The organism is Pseudooceanicola marinus, from assembly GCF_002786295.1.
Taxonomy (GTDB): domain Bacteria; phylum Pseudomonadota; class Alphaproteobacteria; order Rhodobacterales; family Rhodobacteraceae; genus Pseudooceanicola; species Pseudooceanicola marinus.
In genome coordinates this window covers 176,432-193,563 of the sequence record NZ_PGTC01000009.1, presented here as the reverse complement: position 1 = coordinate 193,563, position 17,132 = coordinate 176,432, and the positions used below count along the sequence as shown (strand labels likewise).

At 69.7% G+C, this 17,132-nt stretch carries 17 protein-coding genes and 2 riboswitches; of the genes, 15 read left to right on the top strand and 2 right to left on the bottom strand.

The window, feature by feature from the left end:
• The first annotated feature begins 10 nt into the window (after positions 1–10).
• The gene (locus tag CVM50_RS02160) at positions 11–787 is read left to right on the top strand and encodes a DeoR/GlpR family DNA-binding transcription regulator (RefSeq protein WP_085886333.1); all 777 of its coding nucleotides are present in this window, start codon (positions 11–13) and stop codon (positions 785–787) included.
• A gap of 237 nt (positions 788–1,024) precedes the next feature.
• Here CVM50_RS02160 and cobO read toward each other — a convergent pair whose 3' ends face one another.
• The gene (gene cobO, locus CVM50_RS02155; protein ID WP_085886334.1) at positions 1,025–1,636 is read right to left on the bottom strand and encodes a cob(I)yrinic acid a,c-diamide adenosyltransferase; all 612 of its coding nucleotides are present in this window, start codon (positions 1,634–1,636) and stop codon (positions 1,025–1,027) included.
• 36 nt (positions 1,637–1,672) lie between these two features.
• Positions 1,673–1,892: riboswitch (cobalamin riboswitch) on the top strand.
• Between the two features lie 99 nt (positions 1,893–1,991).
• On the opposite strand from cobO, the gene CVM50_RS02150 reads away from it, so the two are divergent.
• The 7 genes from CVM50_RS02150 to cobJ are packed head-to-tail and all read left to right on the top strand — an operon-like array spanning position 1,992 to position 9,992.
• Complete coding sequence (locus CVM50_RS02150) at positions 1,992–2,381, top strand: DUF1636 family protein (RefSeq protein WP_085886335.1); 390 nt, start codon at positions 1,992–1,994, stop codon at positions 2,379–2,381.
• Between the two features lie 3 nt (positions 2,382–2,384).
• Positions 2,385–3,434 carry a cobalamin biosynthesis protein CobW gene (gene cobW, locus CVM50_RS02145; RefSeq protein ID WP_085886336.1) on the top strand — a complete coding sequence of 350 codons (1,050 nt, stop codon included), beginning with the start codon at positions 2,385–2,387 and terminating at the stop codon, positions 3,432–3,434.
• Positions 3,435–3,437: 3 nt separating this feature from the next.
• Positions 3,438–6,695 (top strand): cobaltochelatase subunit CobN, encoded by a 3,258-nt coding sequence (gene cobN, locus CVM50_RS02140; protein ID WP_085886337.1) that lies wholly within the window; start codon positions 3,438–3,440, stop codon positions 6,693–6,695.
• A 38-nt stretch (positions 6,696–6,733) separates the two neighbouring features.
• The gene (locus tag CVM50_RS02135) at positions 6,734–7,849 is read left to right on the top strand and encodes a cobalamin biosynthesis protein CobG (RefSeq protein WP_232618127.1); all 1,116 of its coding nucleotides are present in this window, start codon (positions 6,734–6,736) and stop codon (positions 7,847–7,849) included.
• Positions 7,850–8,479: a precorrin-8X methylmutase gene (locus CVM50_RS02130; protein WP_085886339.1), complete on the top strand. Its 630-nt coding sequence runs from the start codon at positions 7,850–7,852 to the stop codon at positions 8,477–8,479.
• Positions 8,476–9,243 carry a precorrin-2 C(20)-methyltransferase gene (cobI, locus tag CVM50_RS02125; RefSeq protein WP_085886340.1) on the top strand — a complete coding sequence of 256 codons (768 nt, stop codon included), beginning with the start codon at positions 8,476–8,478 and terminating at the stop codon, positions 9,241–9,243. The genes CVM50_RS02130 and cobI overlap by 4 nt, the downstream gene beginning before the upstream one ends.
• On the top strand, positions 9,240–9,992 hold the full coding sequence (gene cobJ / locus CVM50_RS02120) for a precorrin-3B C(17)-methyltransferase (protein ID WP_085886341.1): 753 nt from the start codon (positions 9,240–9,242) through the stop codon (positions 9,990–9,992). Before cobI ends, cobJ begins: the two co-directional genes overlap by 4 nt.
• On the opposite strand, the gene CVM50_RS02115 is transcribed toward cobJ, so the two are convergent.
• Positions 9,965–10,717, bottom strand: a complete 753-nt coding sequence (locus CVM50_RS02115) for a cobalt-precorrin-6A reductase (protein WP_085886342.1) — start codon at positions 10,715–10,717, stop codon at positions 9,965–9,967. The two genes, cobJ and CVM50_RS02115, sit on opposite strands and share 28 nt — an antisense overlap.
• Here CVM50_RS02115 and cbiE point away from each other — a divergent pair.
• From cbiE to cobF, 7 genes are all read left to right on the top strand, one after another.
• On the top strand, positions 10,716–11,912 hold the full coding sequence (cbiE, locus tag CVM50_RS02110; protein ID WP_085886343.1) for a precorrin-6y C5,15-methyltransferase (decarboxylating) subunit CbiE: 1,197 nt from the start codon (positions 10,716–10,718) through the stop codon (positions 11,910–11,912). The genes CVM50_RS02115 and cbiE overlap by 2 nt on opposite strands.
• A complete protein-coding gene (locus CVM50_RS02105; RefSeq protein WP_085886344.1) occupies positions 11,909–12,289 on the top strand; it encodes a cobalamin biosynthesis protein in 381 nt (126 codons plus the stop codon). Before cbiE ends, CVM50_RS02105 begins: the two co-directional genes overlap by 4 nt.
• Positions 12,286–13,086 (top strand): precorrin-4 C(11)-methyltransferase, encoded by an 801-nt coding sequence (gene cobM, locus CVM50_RS02100; protein WP_085886345.1) that lies wholly within the window; start codon positions 12,286–12,288, stop codon positions 13,084–13,086. The genes CVM50_RS02105 and cobM overlap by 4 nt, the downstream gene beginning before the upstream one ends.
• Positions 13,079–14,389: a cobyrinate a,c-diamide synthase gene (locus tag CVM50_RS02095; protein ID WP_085886346.1), complete on the top strand. Its 1,311-nt coding sequence runs from the start codon at positions 13,079–13,081 to the stop codon at positions 14,387–14,389. Before cobM ends, CVM50_RS02095 begins: the two co-directional genes overlap by 8 nt.
• Positions 14,386–15,105, top strand: a complete 720-nt coding sequence (gene cobA, locus CVM50_RS02090; RefSeq protein ID WP_085886347.1) for a uroporphyrinogen-III C-methyltransferase — start codon at positions 14,386–14,388, stop codon at positions 15,103–15,105. Before CVM50_RS02095 ends, cobA begins: the two co-directional genes overlap by 4 nt.
• 32 nt (positions 15,106–15,137) lie before the next feature.
• A riboswitch (cobalamin riboswitch) is annotated at positions 15,138–15,291 on the top strand.
• 69 nt (positions 15,292–15,360) lie between these two features.
• The gene (locus CVM50_RS02085; protein ID WP_085886348.1) at positions 15,361–16,035 is read left to right on the top strand and encodes an energy-coupling factor ABC transporter permease; all 675 of its coding nucleotides are present in this window, start codon (positions 15,361–15,363) and stop codon (positions 16,033–16,035) included.
• Between the two features lie 79 nt (positions 16,036–16,114).
• Positions 16,115–16,846 carry a precorrin-6A synthase (deacetylating) gene (gene cobF / locus CVM50_RS02080; RefSeq protein WP_085886349.1) on the top strand — a complete coding sequence of 244 codons (732 nt, stop codon included), beginning with the start codon at positions 16,115–16,117 and terminating at the stop codon, positions 16,844–16,846.
• Positions 16,847–17,132 lie beyond the last annotated feature (286 nt).

Here is a 17,132-nt window from a genome sequence, read left to right as displayed (position 1 = left end):
GACGGATACGATGGACGGCACAGGATCAGACAAGAAGACCCAGCGGCAGGAACTGCTGATGGAGCAGCTGGCCCGGCAGCGGCATGTCTCGCTGGAGGAGGTCGCACGCCGGTTCTCGGTCACCACCCAGACCGCCCGCCGCGACATCATGGAGCTGGAGAAGCAGGGCCGCCTGCGTCGCCTGCACGGCGGCGCCATGATCGCCGATGCCGTCGGCCCAGAGGAGCTGCGCCGGCGCCGCATCCGCAATGCCGAGGCGAAGGAGCGGATCGCGCGCCACGTCGCGGGTCTGGTGCCCGATGGCGCGTCGATCTTCCTCGACACCGGCACCACCTGCGAGGCCATCGCCCGCGCCCTGCTGGCCCGACGCAACCTGCGCGTGGTCAGCTACAGCCTGCGCATCGCCGCCTACCTGCGCGAGACCACGGATTTCACCATCGCCATCCCCGGCGGCTTCGTCCGCCAGGTCGACGGCGGGGTTTTCCAGGGCCAGGCAGACAGTTTTATCGCAGGGTTCAAGTTCGACCTTGGCATCCTGTCGGTCTCGGGCGTGGACGACGAGGGCGACCTGGGTGACGACGACAGCGCCGAGGTCGAAACGGTCCGCGCCGCCATCCGCCAGTCGGCCCGCGTGCTGCTGGCGGTGGACAGCAGCAAGTTCGGCCACCGCGGGCTGGTCCAGCTGGGCAGCTTGCGGGACGTCGACCTGTTGATCTCCGACGCGCCGCCCCCTGCCCCGATCGCCAGCCGCGCCGCAATCTGTGGCGTCGACGTCGAAACCGTCTGAAGCAGAGACCCTGCTGTCAGAATTGCAAGGCCCCGCGGCGATCGCCTCTCCGCCACAGCATACCGCCATGCCGGATCAGGTGCTTTCGATCCATGGCAGAGCTACGCTCTCGAACTAACCGCATGACCGAAGCCAAGCGGCACTTTCGAGGTCAATACAGAACAGGTTGGCGATCCCCGCCAACCGTATCCACCTACCGAGATTGGAGCCCGTGCCCTGGATCACCAGGGCCCGCATTCAGAACTCGACGCCCTGCTGGGCCTTGATACCGTCACGGAACGGGTGCTTCACCAGCGTCATCTCGGTTACGAGGTCCGCCGCCTCGATCAGCTCGGGTTTGGCATTGCGCCCGGTGAGACAGACATGGGTCATCTCGGGCTTCGAGGTCAGAAGGAAATCGACCACCTCGTCGATATCCAGATAATCGTAGCGCAGCGCGATGTTGATCTCGTCCAGCAGCACGAAGCGGATCTCGGGATCGAGGATCTGTTCCTTCGCGATCTCCCAGCCACGCCTTGCGGCGGCGATGTCACGGTCGCGGTCCTGCGTTTCCCAGGTGAAGCCCTCGCCGGAGACGAAGAAGCGGCATTCGTCGGCAAAGCGCGAGCGGATCATCTCGGCCTCGCCGGTGATCCAGGTGCCCTTGATGAACTGCACCACGGCGCAGGGCATCCCGTGCCCGATGCAGCGCAGGATCATCCCGAACCCGGACGAGGACTTGCCCTTGCCGCTGCCGGTATGCACGAGGATGAGCCCCTTTTCGCCGGTCTTGCCTGCCATCATGCGATCACGGGCCGCCTTGATCTTCTTCATCTTCTCGTTGTGGCGGGCGGCGGTCTCATTCGTCATTGGAAACTCCGGGCTTGACCTGTCAGCGGATTTGGCGCCATCTGGCCCGGTGTTGGTGCCTGTGTAAACAGGTGAAAAGGGAATGGTCAGCCTGCGGTGCCTGTCGGCATTGCGGGTCAAGACAGCCGCCCCCGCGACCGTGAACGGAGAAGGTGCTTCGATGCCACTGGCCCAAGGGCCGGGAAGGCGGAGCACCGCAGGGCCATGTGCCCGGGATGCCGTGAGCCGGGAGACCTGCCAGCCCGTATATTGACCGACCGGACGGGGTGTGCCGGTGTCGGAGTGCGCCCGGCCTGCTGTGCCCCTGCGCGTTTCCGCCTGTGCCCCCGTTTGCCAAACCGATGGGGCCGCGAGAATGAAAGACGTCCTTACGACAGAGACCGAGCTGCTGGTCTGCGTGACCTGCCGCCGCAAGGGGGCGCCGCCCGACGACGCGCGTCGTCCGGGCCGCGTGCTGTTCGACGCCATCACCGCGCAGGACAGGCCGGAGGGCCTGCGGGTGACCCCTGTGGAATGCCTGCAGAACTGTTCGCAATCCTGCACCGTCGCGCTGCGCGGGGGGGATGCTAAATGGACCTACGTCTTTTCCAACGTCGACGAGACCGATCATGCCGCGATGATCGTCGCCGGCGCCGCGCAGTATCATGCCGCGCCCGACGGGGTGATCCCCTGGCGCGAGCGCCCCGAGCATTTCAAGCGCAATTGCCTTGCGCGCATTCCTCCCGTCCGCCCCAAGGAGTCCTGATCCATGAGCGATCTGTCCAAGCTTCCCGTCACCGTGATCACCGGCTTTCTTGGCTCGGGCAAAACCACGCTTATCTCGCAGCTGATGCAGAATCCCGGCGGGCGGCGGCTTGCAGTGGTGGTGAACGAGTTCGGTGATGTCGGTGTCGACGGTGAGATCCTGCGCGGCTGCGCGATCCCCGACTGCCCCGCCGAGAACGTCGTCGAGCTGGCCAACGGCTGTATCTGCTGCACCGTGGCCGATGATTTCATCCCGACGATCGAGGCGCTGATGAAGCTCGATCCGCGCCCCGATCACATCCTGATCGAGACCTCGGGCCTGGCGCTGCCGAAACCGCTGCTGAAGGCTTTTGACTGGCCCGAGATCCGCGCGAAGATCACCGTCGACGGCGTGATTGCCCTCGCGGATGCCGAGGCGGTGGCGGCAGGCCGCTTTGCCCCCGACGTGGCGAAGGTGGACGCGCAGCGTGCCGCGGATGACAGCATCGATCACGAGACACCGCTGTCCGAGGTCTTCGAGGACCAGCTCTCCTGCGCCGACATCGTGCTTCTCACCAAGCCCGACCTCGCCGGGCCGGAAGGCGTCGCCAAGGCGCGCGATATCATCGCAGCCGAAGCCCCCCGCCCGCTGCCGGTGGTCGAGGTCGCCGAGGGCGTGGTGGATGCACGGGTGATCCTCGGGCTCGGGGCCGCCGCCGAAACTGACCTCGATGCGCGTCCAAGCCACCACGATGGCGTGCCCGAGCATGACCACGAAGATTTCGAGAGCATCGTGCTGCCGCTGCCCGAGGTGCCCGACGCGGCGGGTCTCGCCGCGCTGCTGGAACGTCTGGCGCGCGAGCACGACATCCTGCGGATCAAGGGCTACGCCGCCGTTTCGGGCAAGCCGATGCGGCTGCTGGTGCAGGCGGTGGGCGCACGGGTGCGTCACCAGTACGACCGCATGTGGGCCGCGGATGAGGCGCGCAATGGTCAGCTGGTGTTCATCGCCGAGGACGACCGGCTCGACGCCGCGGCACTGCGCGCGGCGCTGGCCCCCGTAGCAGCGGGCTGACCGATGCACGTCGTCTTCCGCGAAAGCCACGGGCTCGAGGACAGCGCGGTTCCGACCGACCTCGCGCAGGATCCGGCGGATCTGGTGGTTCTGTCCTTTTCGGACAGCGATCTGGGGGCCTTTGCGGAAGGCTGGCACCGGGCGGACGGCGGTCTGCCCTCGCTGCGGCTGGCGAACCTCTCGGCGCTGCGGCACCCGCTGTCGGTCGACACCTACGTCGAGCAGACGCTGGCGGGGGCGAAGGGCATCCTCGTGCGGGTGATCGGCGGGATGCCCTACTGGGACTACGGGCTGCGGCAGGTGCAGGTGCTGGCCCAGGCACGTGGCATCGCGCTGGCGGTGCTGCCGGCCGACGGGCGGGAAGATGCGCGGCTGGATGCGGTCTCGACCCTGCCGGTCTCGACCCTGCGCCGGCTGGCGGAGCTGTGCGACACTGGCGGCGCGGTGGCCGCGCAGGCGGCGCTGGCGCAGATGGCACTTGCCTCGGGGCTTTACGCCGCGCCGGTTCCCGGCTCGAAGGCCTTGCCGACGGTCGGCCTATGGACGCCCGAAGGCGGCGCACTGGCGCCTGCGGCGGCGAAAGGCGCGGCCCCTCGCGCCTGCCGGAGCATGTGCGGAAAGATGAAGGGGCGGCGGGTGCTCATCGTGTTCTACCGCTCCTATCTCATGGCCGCCGACATGGCCCCGGTGGAGGCCTTGTTCGAGGCGTTCCGCGCCGAGGGGGCCGAGGTGACGGGGCTTTACGCGCCGTCGCTGAAGGGTGCGGCGCAATCCGGGCCGCTGGCGGAGGCGATCCGTGATGCGGAACCGGACGTGATCGTCAATCTCACCGCCTTTTCCGCCGCCTCGGGCGAAACCGCACCGGTGCTGGACGCGGCGGGCGTGCCGGTATTCCAGGCGGTGATGGCGACCTCCTCCCGGCTCGCCTGGGCAGAGGCGGAGCGCGGTCTTTCGCCTGCTGACCTGGCGATGCACGTTGTGCTGCCCGAGGTTGACGGGCGGCTGATGGGCGGCGTGATCTCGTTCAAGCAGGCGGGCCGGCGCGACCCCGATTTGCAGCATGCGCGCAACCGTCACTGCCCCGAGCCCACGCGCATCGCAGCGCTGGTGGCGCGGATCGGCGGCTGGATGGCGCTGGCGGGACAGGCGCCTTCGGAACGCCGTGTGGCGCTGATGCTCTCGACCTATCCCGGCAAGGACTGGAACGTCGGCCATGCGGTGGGCCTCGACGCGCTCGCCTCCGCCGAGGCGATACTGTCGGACCTGCGCGATGCCGGCCACGACGTGCCGCCCTTTGCCGGGCTCGAGGCGGACCTGCAGGCCGCGAATATCCGCCTGCCGCTGGAGCGCTACCGCGCCGCACTGCAGACCCTGTCGCCGCAGTTGCGCAAAGGTCTGGCCGAGGCCTGGGGGGCGCCCGAAGAGGACGCCCTGTGCCACGACGGCGCGTTCCACCTTTCCGGACTGCGCCTTGGCAAGGCGCTGGTGCTGCTGCAACCGGAACGCGGCAACCCGGCGCGGCGTGCGGAGGACTACCACGACCTCTCCCGCCTGCCCTGCCACGCCTATGTCGCCCTCTACCTCTGGCTGCGCGAAGAGGCCGACGCGCTGGTCCACATCGGCGCCCATGGCACGCTGGAATGGCTGCCGGGCAAGTCGGTCGCCCTGTCGGATGGCTGCTGGCCCGAGGCGCTGACCGGCGCGCTGCCGGTGCTCTACCCGTTCATCGTCAACGATCCCGGCGAGGCGGCACAGGCCAAGCGGCGCATCGGGGCGCTGACCCTCGGGCATCTGCCGCCGCCCCTGCGCGAGACCGGAACGCCCGACAAGCTCGGCCCGCTGGAGGCGCTGCTGGACGAGTTCTCCACCGCCGACGGCCTCGACCCGCGCCGCCGTGACCGGCTCATGCAGGACATCCGGGCCGAGGCGCAGGCGCGGGGTCTCGGGGCCGATCTGGGACTGGGCGAGGTCTGCGGCGCCGAGGCGATCACCCGCATCGACCGCTTTGTTTGCGACATCAAGGACAGCCGCTTTCCCGAGGGGCTGCACGTCTGGGCCCGCACCGGTGCCTGCGCGGATCAGGAGCGCGATGGGCTGCTGGCCGCGCTGAACGGGCGGCGGATCGCGGCGGGGCCGTCGGGCTCACCCTACCGTGGGCGCAGCGATGTGCTGCCCACCGGGCGCAACCTCTTCACCACCGACCCCCGCGCCGTTCCGACCCGTGCCGCCCATGCGCAGGGCGTCGCGCTGGCCGAAGAGCTGGTGCGCCGCCACCTGCAGGACGAAGGCGACTGGCCGCACGGGCTGGTGGTCGATCTCTGGGGCTCGGCCACGATGCGCACGGCGGGCGAGGAATTCGCCATGGCGCTGCACCTTCTGGGCGTGCGCCCGCGCTGGGACGAAGGCTCGGGCCGGGTGAGCGGTTTCGAAATCCTCCCCGTTGCAGAGCTGGACCGTCCACGCATCGACGTGACGCTGCGGGTCTCCGGCCTCTTTCGCGACGTGTTCGCACCGCTTTCGTCTCTGTTCTCGCAGGCGGTGCGCGCGCTGTCGCAACGCGACGAGGCGCCGGACTGGAACCCCTATGCCGGCCGCGATGCCGGCGCGCGGGTCTTCGGGCCGGAGCCGGGGCGCTACGGGCTCGGGATGGGACACCTGCCGGAGGGGGACCGCCATGCCGCCGGACAGGCCTGGCTTGCCGGGTCGTCCTGGGCACTCGACGGCGAGACCGCGCGCCACGAGCCCGAGGCGCTGTGCGCGCAGGTCGCGGCTGCGGATGCCTTCGTGCACCTTCAGGACCTGCCCGAAACCGACCTCCTGATGGCGGCCGATTACGCCGCCCACGAAGCCGGGTTTGCCGCCGCGCAGACGGTAACGGGGGGCAATGCGCGGCTGTGGCATCTGGATGCGACGGATCCGGCACGGCCCCGCGCCCGTGCGCTGCCGGAAGAAATCGCCCGCACCGTGCATGCCCGCGCCGCGAACCCCGCATGGATCGCCTCGATGCGCGCCCACGGGTTTCGCGGGGCCGCCGAGATCGCGGCGACGCTCGATCATATGGCCGCCTTTGCGCAGCTCGCCGGAGCAGTGGCCCCGCAGCTCTTCGATCTCTTCCACGAAGAGACGCTTGGCGATCCCGAAACCGACGCCTTCCTGCGCGGGGCAAACCCCGGCGCCCATGCGGCGATGCTGGACCGCTTTGCGGCGCTGCAGGCAGCAGGGCTCTGGACGTCGCAGCGCAACGCGCGGGGGGTAGCATGAGTGTGGTCAAGGGATGGTGTCCGGGGGCCCACCGGCCAATGCTGTCCGGGGACGGGCTCGTCGTCCGGGTTCGCCCTTTTCGCGGTGAGCTGAACCGGGCGCAGGTTCTTGGGCTGTGCGATCTTGCCGAGCGGTTCGGCAATGGGCTGATCGAGCTGACATCACGCGCCAACCTGCAACTGCGGGGCATCGCCCATGAGGATCACCCGGCGCTTCTTGCAGCGCTGCAAGGGCTGGGCCTGCTCGACCTCGATCCATCGCTCGAGGCGCGGCGAAACATGCTTGTCGCGCCGGACCGGTCCCCGGGCGATCTCACGGACCGTCTCTGCACCAGGTTGATCGAGGCGCTGCCACAGCTTCCCGACCTGCCCGCAAAAATGGGCTACGTGATCGACACCGGCGCCCGGGCCTGGCTCGGCGAGGCGATCGGCGACTTCCGGCTGGAACTGGCCGAGAACGGCGCGCTCCTGCTGCGCGCCGACGGTGTGGCCCTCGGGCGGCCCGTCTCCGAGGCCGAGGCGGTCCCTGCGATCATCGAACTTGCGGAATGGTTCGTCGCCACCGGCGGTCGCGACAACGGACGCGTGGCGCGCCATGTCGCAAAGGCCGCGCTTCCCGAGATGTGGCAGCGGGCCGCCCCGCGCGCGCTAGGCTGGCCGGAGCCGGGCATCGATCCTGAACTTGGCGCGGTGCTTGGCGTCCCCTTCGGCGCGCTTGAACCGGATGCGCTGCGCGGCCTCATCGCCCAATGCGGCGCGACGGCGCTGCGCCCCCTGCCCGGCCGGATGCTGCGCCTTCTCTGCCCGCAGCCCGAAGCGGCGCTGCACCCCGGCTTTGTCGCGGCGCCGGGCGCGCCCGAGATGCGCGCCTCGGCCTGCCCCGGCGCCCCCTACTGCCCCGCCGCCAGCGTCGAGACCCGGTCCCTGGCCCGCAGGCTTGCGCGTCGCGCCAGTGCCGACACCGACACCAATACCGGGGTCAGCCTGCACGTGTCGGGCTGCGCCAAGGGCTGTGCCCATCCGCGCCGTGCAGACCTCACGCTGGTGGGGCGGGATGGCCGTTTCGATCTTGTCCGGGGCGGAGCGCCCTGGGACCCGCCGAGCCTGACGGGCCTTGACCCATCGCAAATATCCGACGCCATCCGGAGCGCCTGAATGCCCTACGATTACCAGAAGGATGGCGCTGCCATCTACACCGAGAGCTTCGCGACCATCCGCGCCGAGGCCGACCTTGGCCGTTTTGACGCGGATGAAGAGCCCGTCGCCGTCCGCATGATCCATGCCTCGGGCATGGTCGGGCTGGAACGTCATCTGCGCTTTTCGGACGGCTTTGCCCGCGTTGCCCGCGCCGCGCTGGCCAAGGGCGCGCCGATCCTCTGCGATGCGCGCATGGTCTCGGAAGGTGTCACCCGCAAGCGCCTGCCGGCAGAGAACGAGGTCATCTGCACCCTGCACGATCCCTCCGTGCCCGCGCTGGCGCAGGAGATGGGCAATACCCGCTCGGCGGCGGCGCTGGAACTCTGGCGGCCGCATCTCGACGGCGCGCTCGTGGCCATCGGCAACGCACCGACCGCGCTGTTTCATCTGCTGAACATGCTCGAAGACCCCGCCTGCCCGCGCCCGGCAGCGATCATCGGCTGCCCCGTCGGTTTTGTCGGCGCGGCGGAAAGCAAGGAGGCGCTCTGGGCCGAGCAGCCGGTGCCCTGCTGCATCGTCCAGGGCCGCTTGGGCGGCAGCGCGATCACCGTCGCGGCGATCAACGCCATCGCGAGCCGGGCGGAATGAACGTGCGGGGGGACCTGGCCCGTACCCAGGCAAACCCTGTCCGTGGCACCATCCGCGGCGTGGGGCTCGGCCCCGGCGATCCCGATCTGATGTCGGTCCGGGCGGACCGGCTGCTGCGCAGCGCGCGCCATGTCGCCTATTTCCGCAAGGCCGGCCGCGCGGGTCAGGCGCGCCGCATCGTCGAGGGGATGCTCCCCGCGGGTGTCGTCGAGATCGCCATGGAGTATCCGGTCACCACGGAGATCCCGCTGGACGATCCGCGTTACAACCAGATCCTGTCGGCGTTCTATGCAGAGTGCACCGCGCGGCTCAAGTCGCTGGCGGACTCAGGCCATGACGTGCTGGTGCTCGCCGAGGGCGATCCCTTCTTCTACGGCTCGTTCATGCATCTCTACACGCGGCTGACCGGGCTGGTCCCGCTCGAGATCGTGCCGGCGATCACCGGCATGTCCGCGGCCTGGGCGGCGACCGGGGCGCCGATTACCTGGGGCGACGACATCCTCAGCACGCTGATGGGCACACTGCCCGAAGAGGTGCTGACCCGGCAGATGCGCAACGCCGATGCGCTGGTGGTCATGAAGATCGGGCGCAATATCGACAAGGTGCGCCGCGCCCTGCGCCGCGCGGGCCGCTACGAGGACGCCTGGCTGGTGGAATACGCCGCCATGCCGAACCAGACGGTGCAACGCCTCGCCGAGGCCGAGGGCCGCGTGACCCCGTATTTCTCCATCGTCATCGTGCACGGACAGGGGCGCAGGCCATGAGCGGCAGCATCACCATCGCCGGGCTCGGGCCCGGGGCCGAGGCGCTCGTCACCCCTGAGGTCACCGCCGCGCTGGCCGAGGCCACCGACGTGATCGGCTACATCCCCTATGTCGCCCGCGTCGCGCCCCGCCCCGGCCTGACGCTGCACCCGTCCGACAACCGCGTCGAACTCGACCGCTCGCGTCACGCGCTGGAGCTGGCGACCGAGGGGCGGCGCGTCGTGGTGGTCTCTTCGGGGGACCCCGGCATCTTCGCCATGGCCTCGGCCGTGTTCGAGGCGGTGGAGGCGGGACCGGTCGCCTGGCGTGACCTCGATATCCGCGTTCTGCCCGGCATCACCGCGATGCTGGCAGCGGCGGCGCGGGCCGGCGCTCCACTCGGGCATGATTTCTGCACCATCAACCTTTCGGACAACCTCAAGCCCTGGGCGCTGATCGAGCGCCGGCTAGAGCTTGCCGCTCAGGCGGATTTCGCCATGGCCTTCTACAACCCGCGCTCGAAGTCCCGCCCCGAGGGGTTCGCCCGCACGCTGGAGGTTCTCAGGGAGGCTTGCGGCGACGCACGCCCGGTCATCTTTGCCCGGGCGGTTTCGACCCCCGAGGAACAGATCCGCGTGGTGCCGCTTCCGCGGTGCAGGCCCGAGATGGCGGACATGCGGACGATGGTGATCGTCGGCAACTCTGCGACACGGATCATCGAACGCGCGGGGGCGCCCATCGTCTACACCCCAAGATCGGTCCCCGCATGAGCCAGCCACGCCATCACCTGCGCGATCTCGTGTGTCTCATGCCGGGGCGGCACCTGCGGCCGGTCGATCATCAGGACCGGCAGGCCGAGACGGCGCGCCGCCTCGATCTTGGCATGGGCCCCCGCGCCGCCGGAATTCTTCGAGACGACGATCTCGATGTCGTGCTGCTGCATGAGGGCGATATCGTCGTCGAGGGCAAAGGGGCCGCGGTCCACGATGACGGTGCAATCGGGCAGCGGCCGCGCCTCGGGCGGATCGACGAGCCGGAGCAGGTAACGGTGCTGCGGCTGGTCCGCGAAATCCGCAAGGTGCATGCGGCCCACGGCAAGCATCACGCGCTGGCGCGGGCCCGCAAGCGCCTGCACCGCCCCGGCAATGTCCGGAACGTGGATCCAGCGGTCCGCCGGCCCGGCGTGCCAGGGGGCGCGGGTGAGCGCGATCAGCGGCACGCCCGCCCGAGCGCAGGCAGCCACGGCGTTGGCGCTCATCTGCGCGGCAAAGGGGTGGGTGGCGTCGATGACATGGGTGATGCGCGCCTCGACCAGGTACTGCGCAAGCCCCTCGACCCCGCCGAAACCGCCGATGCGCAGCGGCAGCGCCTGCTCGGCGGGACTGGCCACGCGCCCGGCCATCGAGATCGTGCCGGTCACCCCCGCCTCGGCGAGGGCGCGGCCCAGGCGCGTGCCTTCGGTGGTACCGCCCAGCACCAGAAGGTTGCATGTCATGTCTGAGGCTCCGTGGCTGACCATCGTCGGTGTCGGCGAGGATGGCCCGGACGGGCTGTGCTCTGCAAGCCGACGCGCGCTGGACGCGGCAGAGGTGGTCATGGGACCGCCCCGTCATCTTGCGCTGCTGCCCGAGGGGGAAGCCGAACGCCTGTCCTGGCCGGTGCCCTTTGCCGACGGGGTGGAGCAGTTGCTTGGCCTGCGCGGCCGGCGGGTTGTCGCGCTGGCCTCGGGCGATCCGTTCTGGTTCGGCGCGGGTGCGGTACTGGCACGCAGGCTGTCGCCCGGGGACTGGCGCGCCCTGCCCGGGCGGTCCTGTTTCGCGCTGGCCGCCGCCCGACTGGGCTGGCCGCTTGAGGATACCGTCTGCCTCGGCCTGCACGCCGCGCCGCTGGCACGGATGCGGCCCGCTCTGGCCCCGGGCCGCAGACTGCTGGCGCTGCTACGCGACGGCGCGGCGGTGGCGCAGCTTGCGGGCTACCTCGCGCAGGAAGGGTTCGGCGCGTCGGACCTGCACATCATGGAACGCCTGGGCGGCCCGTCCGAGCGTCTTGCCCGCCAGCGCGCCGATGCCGCTGTCGGATCGCACGAGGCACCGGTCTGTGTCGGCGTCGAGGTGGACGGCGCGGGCCGGGTGCTGCCTCTGGCCTCGGGCCGGGCGGATGACTGGTTCGACAGTGACGGCCAGATCACCAAGCGCCCGGTGCGCGCGCTGACACTTTCGGCGCTGGCGCCCCGGCCCTTCGAGCATCTATGGGACATCGGCGGCGGCTCTGGGTCCATCGCCATCGAATGGCTGCTGTCCGATGCCTCGCTGACGGCCACGACCATCGAGCCCCGCCCCGACCGGGCTGCGCGCATCACCGCCAACGCCGCGCGGCTAGGGGTCGAGCGGCTGCGCGTGGTGCCCGGCGCGGCCCCGGCGGCGCTCGAGGAGTTGGAGCCTCCGCAGGCGGTCTTCGTCGGCGGCGGGCTGGATGCGGACCTGCTGAAATGGCTGACCACGCGGCTGCCGCGCGGCACCCGGATCGTCGCCAACGCGGTGACGCTGGAAGCTGAAAACTTGCTGATTTCGGCGCAGGCGGCGCATGGCGGCGATCTGTTGCGGGTGCAGCTGGCCGAGACTCGCCCGCTGGGGCGCAAGCGGGGCTGGCAGACCGCCTTCCCGATCCTGCAATGGAGCACGGTCTCATGATCGTCGCGGGGTTCGGATTCCGCGCGCAGGCCCGGCCGGAAAGCCTGCACGACGCGCTTGCGCAGGCCTGCCAGGGGCGGCGTGTGACGCAGCTGGCCACGGCGCAGGACAAGGTCGCGACCGCGACCTTTGCAACCTTTGCCAGCGCCGTGGCACTGCCCACCCGGGCGATTCCGCCCGAGGCGCTTTGCGCGCAGACCACCGCCACCAGTTCGGCCCGCGTGCTGGCCGAACGCGGCACCGGCTCGGTGGCCGAGGCCGCCGCCTTGGCTGCAGCAGGCCCCGGTGCGCGGCTTCTGGGGACGCGCGTCTTTTCATCCGACCGCATGGCGAGCTGCGCGCTCGCCCTGCAAGATCACGAAGGACAGGACACATGACCGTTCACTTCATCGGCGCCGGTCCAGGCGCGCCCGACCTGCTGACCCTGCGCGGCCGCGACATCATCGCCTCCTGTCCGGTGTGCCTTTATGCCGGATCGCTGGTGCCCGAGGCGATCCTTGCCCATTGCCCGCCCGGCGCGCGCATCGTCAACACCGCGTCGCTGAGCCTCGACGAAATCATCGACGAGATCCGCACGGCCCATGATGCGGGTCAGGACGTGGCGCGGCTGCATTCAGGCGATCTTTCGGTCTGGTCCGCCATGGGCGAGCAGATGCGTCGCCTTAAGGCCGAAGGAATCCCTGTGTCGGTGACGCCGGGCGTTCCGTCCTTTTCCGCCGCCGCCGCCGCTCTGGGGGCCGAGCTGACGCTGCCCGGCCTGGCCCAATCGCTGGTGCTGACCCGCACGCCGGGGCGGGCCTCTTCGATGCCCGAGGGCGAGACGCTGACCAATTTCGCCGCCACCGGGGCGACGCTGGCGATTCACCTGTCGATCCAGAACATCGCCGCAGTGGTGCGTGACCTCGCGCCCGCTTATGGCGCGGACTGCCCTGTTGCCGTGGTCTTTCGAGCCAGCTGGCCGGACGAGCGTATCATTCGCGGCACGCTGGCGGACATCGAAACCCGTCTCGACGCCGGCATCACCCGCACCGCGCTGATCCTCGTCGGCCCGGCGCTGCAAGGCGAAGGATTCACGGAAAGCTGCCTCTATGCTGCCGATTACGACCGGCGCTACAGGCCGCAAACCGCAGACAGCCCGTGGCAGAACTGGACCCCGGAGCCGCAGGATGTCTGACGGGCTGATGATCTCGGCCCCCGCCTCGGGGACCGGCAAGACCACGGTGATGCTGGGCCTGCTCCGGGCGCTGGCCGAGGACGGCTTCAAGGTGCAGCCCTTCAAGTCCGGCCCAGATTACATCGACCCGGCCTTCCACCTTGCGGCGGCGGGGCGGCACAGCTTCAACCTCGACGGTTGGGCGATGGGCGACCGACTCTGGCACGCCATCGCGGCGCAGGCGGCGGGGGCAGATATCTGTGTCGCCGAAGGGTCGATGGGGCTCTATGACGGGGTTGCCACCGAAGGCCTGCGCGGCTTCGGCAGCAGCGCCGAGACGGCGGTTGCGATGGGCTGGCCGGTGGTGCTGGTGATCGACGTCAGCGGCCAGGCCCAAAGCGCCGCCGCCACCGCACTTGGGTTCCGGCACTACATGCCCGAGCTGCCCTTTGCGGGCGTTATCCTAAATCGCTGCGCCTCGCCCCGGCATGAACGCCTGACCCGTGCGGGGATGGAACGCGCCGGGCTGCCGGTGCTGGGCGTTCTGCCACGGCGCGGAGACCTCGCGCTGCCCGAGCGGCATCTGGGGCTGATCCAAGCGGTCGAACATCCCGACCTCGACAAGGCCATCGCGGGCTATGCCGCATTCCTGCGCGAACACGTGGACCTTGGCGCGATCCGGGCGACGGCGCGCGGACATGCGCTGCCGGCTGCAAGCGCCCTGCCCGGCCCCCCGGCGCAGCGCATCGCGATTGCCCGCGATGCGGCGTTCTCCTTCACCTATCCGCACCTGCTGGAAGGCTGGCACGCGGCGGGGGCCGAGATCCTGCCCTTCTCGCCGCTGGCCGACGAGCCTCCTGCCGCCGATGCCGATCTTGCGTGGCTGCCCGGCGGCTACCCCGAGTTGCATGCCGGGCAACTTGCTGCGGCCCGGAATTTCCGGGACGGCTTGCGCACGTTCGCAGAGACCCGCCCCGTTCATGGCGAGTGCGGCGGCTACATGGCGCTTGGCGCCGGGCTGATCGACAAGGAGGGCACGCGGCACGAGATGGCCGGCCTGCTCGGTCTCGTGACAAGCTACGAAAAGCGCAAGTTCCACCTCGGCTACCGCCGCGCGGTGCTGAGCGCGCCGATGCCCGGCATCGCCCCCGGCGCGGCGCTGCGCGGGCACGAGTTCCACTACTCGACCATTCTTGAACAGCCCGACGCCCCGCTGGCAAGCGTCAGCGATGCCGACGGCGCTCCCGTGCCCGAGACAGGTTCGGTGCGCGGCAACGTCACCGGCACCTTCTTTCACCTTATTTCGCAGGAGACCCCGTCATGAGCGGTTTCGTCAGTTTCGTCAGCTCCGGCCCCGGCGATCCCGAGCTGCTGACACTCAAGGCCGTGGACCGTCTGGGCCGCGCCGATGCGGTTCTTTACGACGATCTCTCGGCCGGGCCGATCCTCCAGCATGCGCGTGAGGGGGCGGACCTCGTCGGCGTCGGCAAGCGGGCCGGGCGGCCCTCGCCCCGGCAGGATCACGTCAGCCGCCTGCTGGTGGATTATGCCAGGGTCGGTCAGCGCGTGGTGCGGCTGAAATCCGGCGATGGCGGCATCTTCGGGCGGCTCGAGGAAGAGCTGACCGCGCTCAGGGAGGCCGAGATCGACTACGAGATCATCCCCGGCGTGCCCTCGGCCTGCGCCGCGGCGGCAGCGGCGGGCATCCCGCTGACCCGGCGGCTGACCGCGCGGCGGGTGCAGTTCGCCACCGGCCACGACATCACCGGCGCCCTGCCCGAGGATGCCAATATCGCGGCCCTCGCCGATCCAACGGCGACCACGGCCATTTTCATGGGCAAACGCACCTTTCCCAGCCTTGCCGCGCGCCTGATCGCCGGTGGGCTGCCGCCCGATACGCCCGCGATGCTGGCGGAATCCATCAGCCGCCCCGACCAGGAGATCTCGCGCCATACCGTCGCGAGCCTGGCCGAGCGGCTTACGACCGAGCCCGGCGACAAGGCCGGGCTCATCCTGTTCGGAGCTTTGGCAGAGGAGTGACACGACCCGGCCCCGCAAGGGGCCACCGCCGAGGGGGTGTGCCGCCATGCGCGGCCGCAGGGAACCGGGTGAAAGGCCCGGACTGCCCCCGCAACTGTAAGCGAAGAGCGCCAAGGATCATCCCACTGGCAACCCTGCCGGGAAGGGCCGAGGCGCGATGAGACGCAAGTCAGGAGACCTGCCCTTCGGCACCTCAACCGCCCCGCAAGGGGCCATCGCTGCCGGTGGGGCAGCATAACGAGAAAGGACATATCAATGCATATCGAACCCGGCGTCGTCGACGGCGCCAAGATGATCCTCGCGGTTGCCACGGCGGCGGGCGCGGCAGGTTATACCGCGAAGGAAGTTATCCAGGACATCAAGGCGGGCGGTGCCCTGTCGCTGCTGCCGCGCACCGTTCTGGCGGCCGCCGGCACCTTTGTCTTCTTTGAACTGCTGCCGCATTTCGCGGTCGGCATCTCGGAGGTGCACTTCATCCTCGGCTCGACCCTGTTCCTGTTGCTGGGCACCGCTCCTGCGGCCATGGGTCTGGCGCTTGGCCTGCTGATCCAGGGGATGTTCTTTGCACCGACCGACCTGCCGATGTATTTCGTCAACGTCACCACGCTGCTGGTGCCGCTGTTCGCAGCCTCCGCGCTGGCCAGCCGCGTCGTCGCACCGGGCACCGCCTATGTCGATCTGCGCTATGCGGACGTGCTGAAACTCTCGGCGGTCTACCAGGGCGGCGTTGTCGCCTGGGTGGCGTTCTGGGCCTTCTACGGCCAGGGCGTTTCGGCCACCACGCTGGCGTCGGTCGGCACCTTCGGCGCGGCCTACATGATGGTGATCCTGATCGAGCCGCTGGCCGACCTGGCAGCCCTCGCGGCAGCCAAGTCCGCCCGTGACAGCGGTATCGCCCGCCTGCTCACCCCGCGTCTCTACGCGGCCTGACGCCATTGCCGCCGGAGCCCCTTCATTCGGGGCTCCGGCCTTTCATGCAGGCCAGCCTTTTCACGCAGGAATCACACGGATGGACGATCTCTGGCTCATCGGCATCGGCACCGGAAGCCCGGCGCATGTCACGCTCGAAGGGCTGCAGGCGCTGCGCGACGCAGCGGTGATCCTCGTCCCCCAAAAGGGCGAGGGAAAGGACACGCTTGCCGCGCTGCGATACGGGATTATCGAGGCCTCGGGGGCGCAGGCCGAAGTCCGAAGCTTTGACTACCCTGTGCGCGATCCCGCCCTGCCCTACGGTCAACGGGTCATCAAATGGCACGACGAAATTGCACGGCGCTGGATCGCCGCGATTCAGAGCGCTCCGCCGGGGCCGGTAGCGCTGCTGGTCTGGGGAGATCCCGCGCTTTACGACAGCACGCTGCGGATCGCCGAACGGATAGTGCCGCGTCCCCGTCTGAGGGTGGTGCCCGGGATCACCGCGATACAGGCGCTGACGGCGGCCCATGCGATCCCGCTCAACACGCTGAACGGACCGGTCAAGATCACCACTGGACGGCAGCTGCGCGACCATGGCTGGCCGGAAGGCGAGGAAACGGTGGTGGTGATGCTGGACGCCGAATGCAGCTTTCAGGGCCTTGATCCCGAAGGACTGCAGATCTGGTGGGGCGCCTATCTGGGCTCCGAGGCGCAGGCGCTCGAGGCCGGATCTCTGGCCGAGGTCGGCGGGCGGATCGTGGAGCGCCGTGCCAAGCTGCGCGCGCGGCACGGCTGGATTATGGACACCTACCTGCTGCGGCGGCTGTAGTGCCCGGAGGGCACGTCGCTGCTGCGGCAAACGCGGTAGGCAGGTGGCCAGTTGCGGGATCAGGGCTAAGGCGACCAGGCCTTGGGCCCTGGGTCTCGCGCTGCGCCAGCCCCAATGCGCCACGCGCAGCCTCATACAGGGAGGGCACAACGGTCCTCCGCCAGATCCGCCGCTTCATACCACGAACCGCACATCCCCTTCATACGCGAAAGGCGCCGGAGCGTCAGCTCCAGCGCCTCTATCACCGCCTTTCAGAGAGTAGCCCAAGAACACCAGGCGGTACGTT

Excerpts from the sequence above, each read along its gene's own strand:
- cobW (WP_085886336.1), top strand. The coding sequence starts at position 2,385 with ATGAGCGATCTGTCCAAGCTTCCCGTCACCGTGATCACCGGCTTTCTT.
- CVM50_RS02085 (WP_085886348.1), top strand. The coding sequence starts at position 15,361 with ATGCATATCGAACCCGGCGTCGTCGACGGCGCCAAGATGATCCTCGCG.
- CVM50_RS02135 (WP_232618127.1), top strand. The coding sequence starts at position 6,734 with ATGCTGTCCGGGGACGGGCTCGTCGTCCGGGTTCGCCCTTTTCGCGGT.
- CVM50_RS02105 (WP_085886344.1), top strand. The coding sequence starts at position 11,909 with ATGATCGTCGCGGGGTTCGGATTCCGCGCGCAGGCCCGGCCGGAAAGC.
- CVM50_RS02160 (WP_085886333.1), top strand. The coding sequence starts at position 11 with ATGGACGGCACAGGATCAGACAAGAAGACCCAGCGGCAGGAACTGCTG.
- cobJ (WP_085886341.1), top strand. The coding sequence starts at position 9,240 with ATGAGCGGCAGCATCACCATCGCCGGGCTCGGGCCCGGGGCCGAGGCG.
- cbiE (WP_085886343.1), top strand. The coding sequence starts at position 10,716 with ATGTCTGAGGCTCCGTGGCTGACCATCGTCGGTGTCGGCGAGGATGGC.
- cobA (WP_085886347.1), top strand. The coding sequence starts at position 14,386 with ATGAGCGGTTTCGTCAGTTTCGTCAGCTCCGGCCCCGGCGATCCCGAG.
- CVM50_RS02130 (WP_085886339.1), top strand. The coding sequence starts at position 7,850 with ATGCCCTACGATTACCAGAAGGATGGCGCTGCCATCTACACCGAGAGC.
- cobF (WP_085886349.1), top strand. The coding sequence starts at position 16,115 with ATGGACGATCTCTGGCTCATCGGCATCGGCACCGGAAGCCCGGCGCAT.
- cobM (WP_085886345.1), top strand. The coding sequence starts at position 12,286 with ATGACCGTTCACTTCATCGGCGCCGGTCCAGGCGCGCCCGACCTGCTG.
- CVM50_RS02115 (WP_085886342.1), bottom strand. The coding sequence starts at position 10,717 with ATGACATGCAACCTTCTGGTGCTGGGCGGTACCACCGAAGGCACGCGC.
- cobN (WP_085886337.1), top strand. The coding sequence starts at position 3,438 with ATGCACGTCGTCTTCCGCGAAAGCCACGGGCTCGAGGACAGCGCGGTT.
- cobO (WP_085886334.1), bottom strand. The coding sequence starts at position 1,636 with ATGACGAATGAGACCGCCGCCCGCCACAACGAGAAGATGAAGAAGATC.
- cobI (WP_085886340.1), top strand. The coding sequence starts at position 8,476 with ATGAACGTGCGGGGGGACCTGGCCCGTACCCAGGCAAACCCTGTCCGT.
- CVM50_RS02095 (WP_085886346.1), top strand. The coding sequence starts at position 13,079 with ATGTCTGACGGGCTGATGATCTCGGCCCCCGCCTCGGGGACCGGCAAG.
- CVM50_RS02150 (WP_085886335.1), top strand. The coding sequence starts at position 1,992 with ATGAAAGACGTCCTTACGACAGAGACCGAGCTGCTGGTCTGCGTGACC.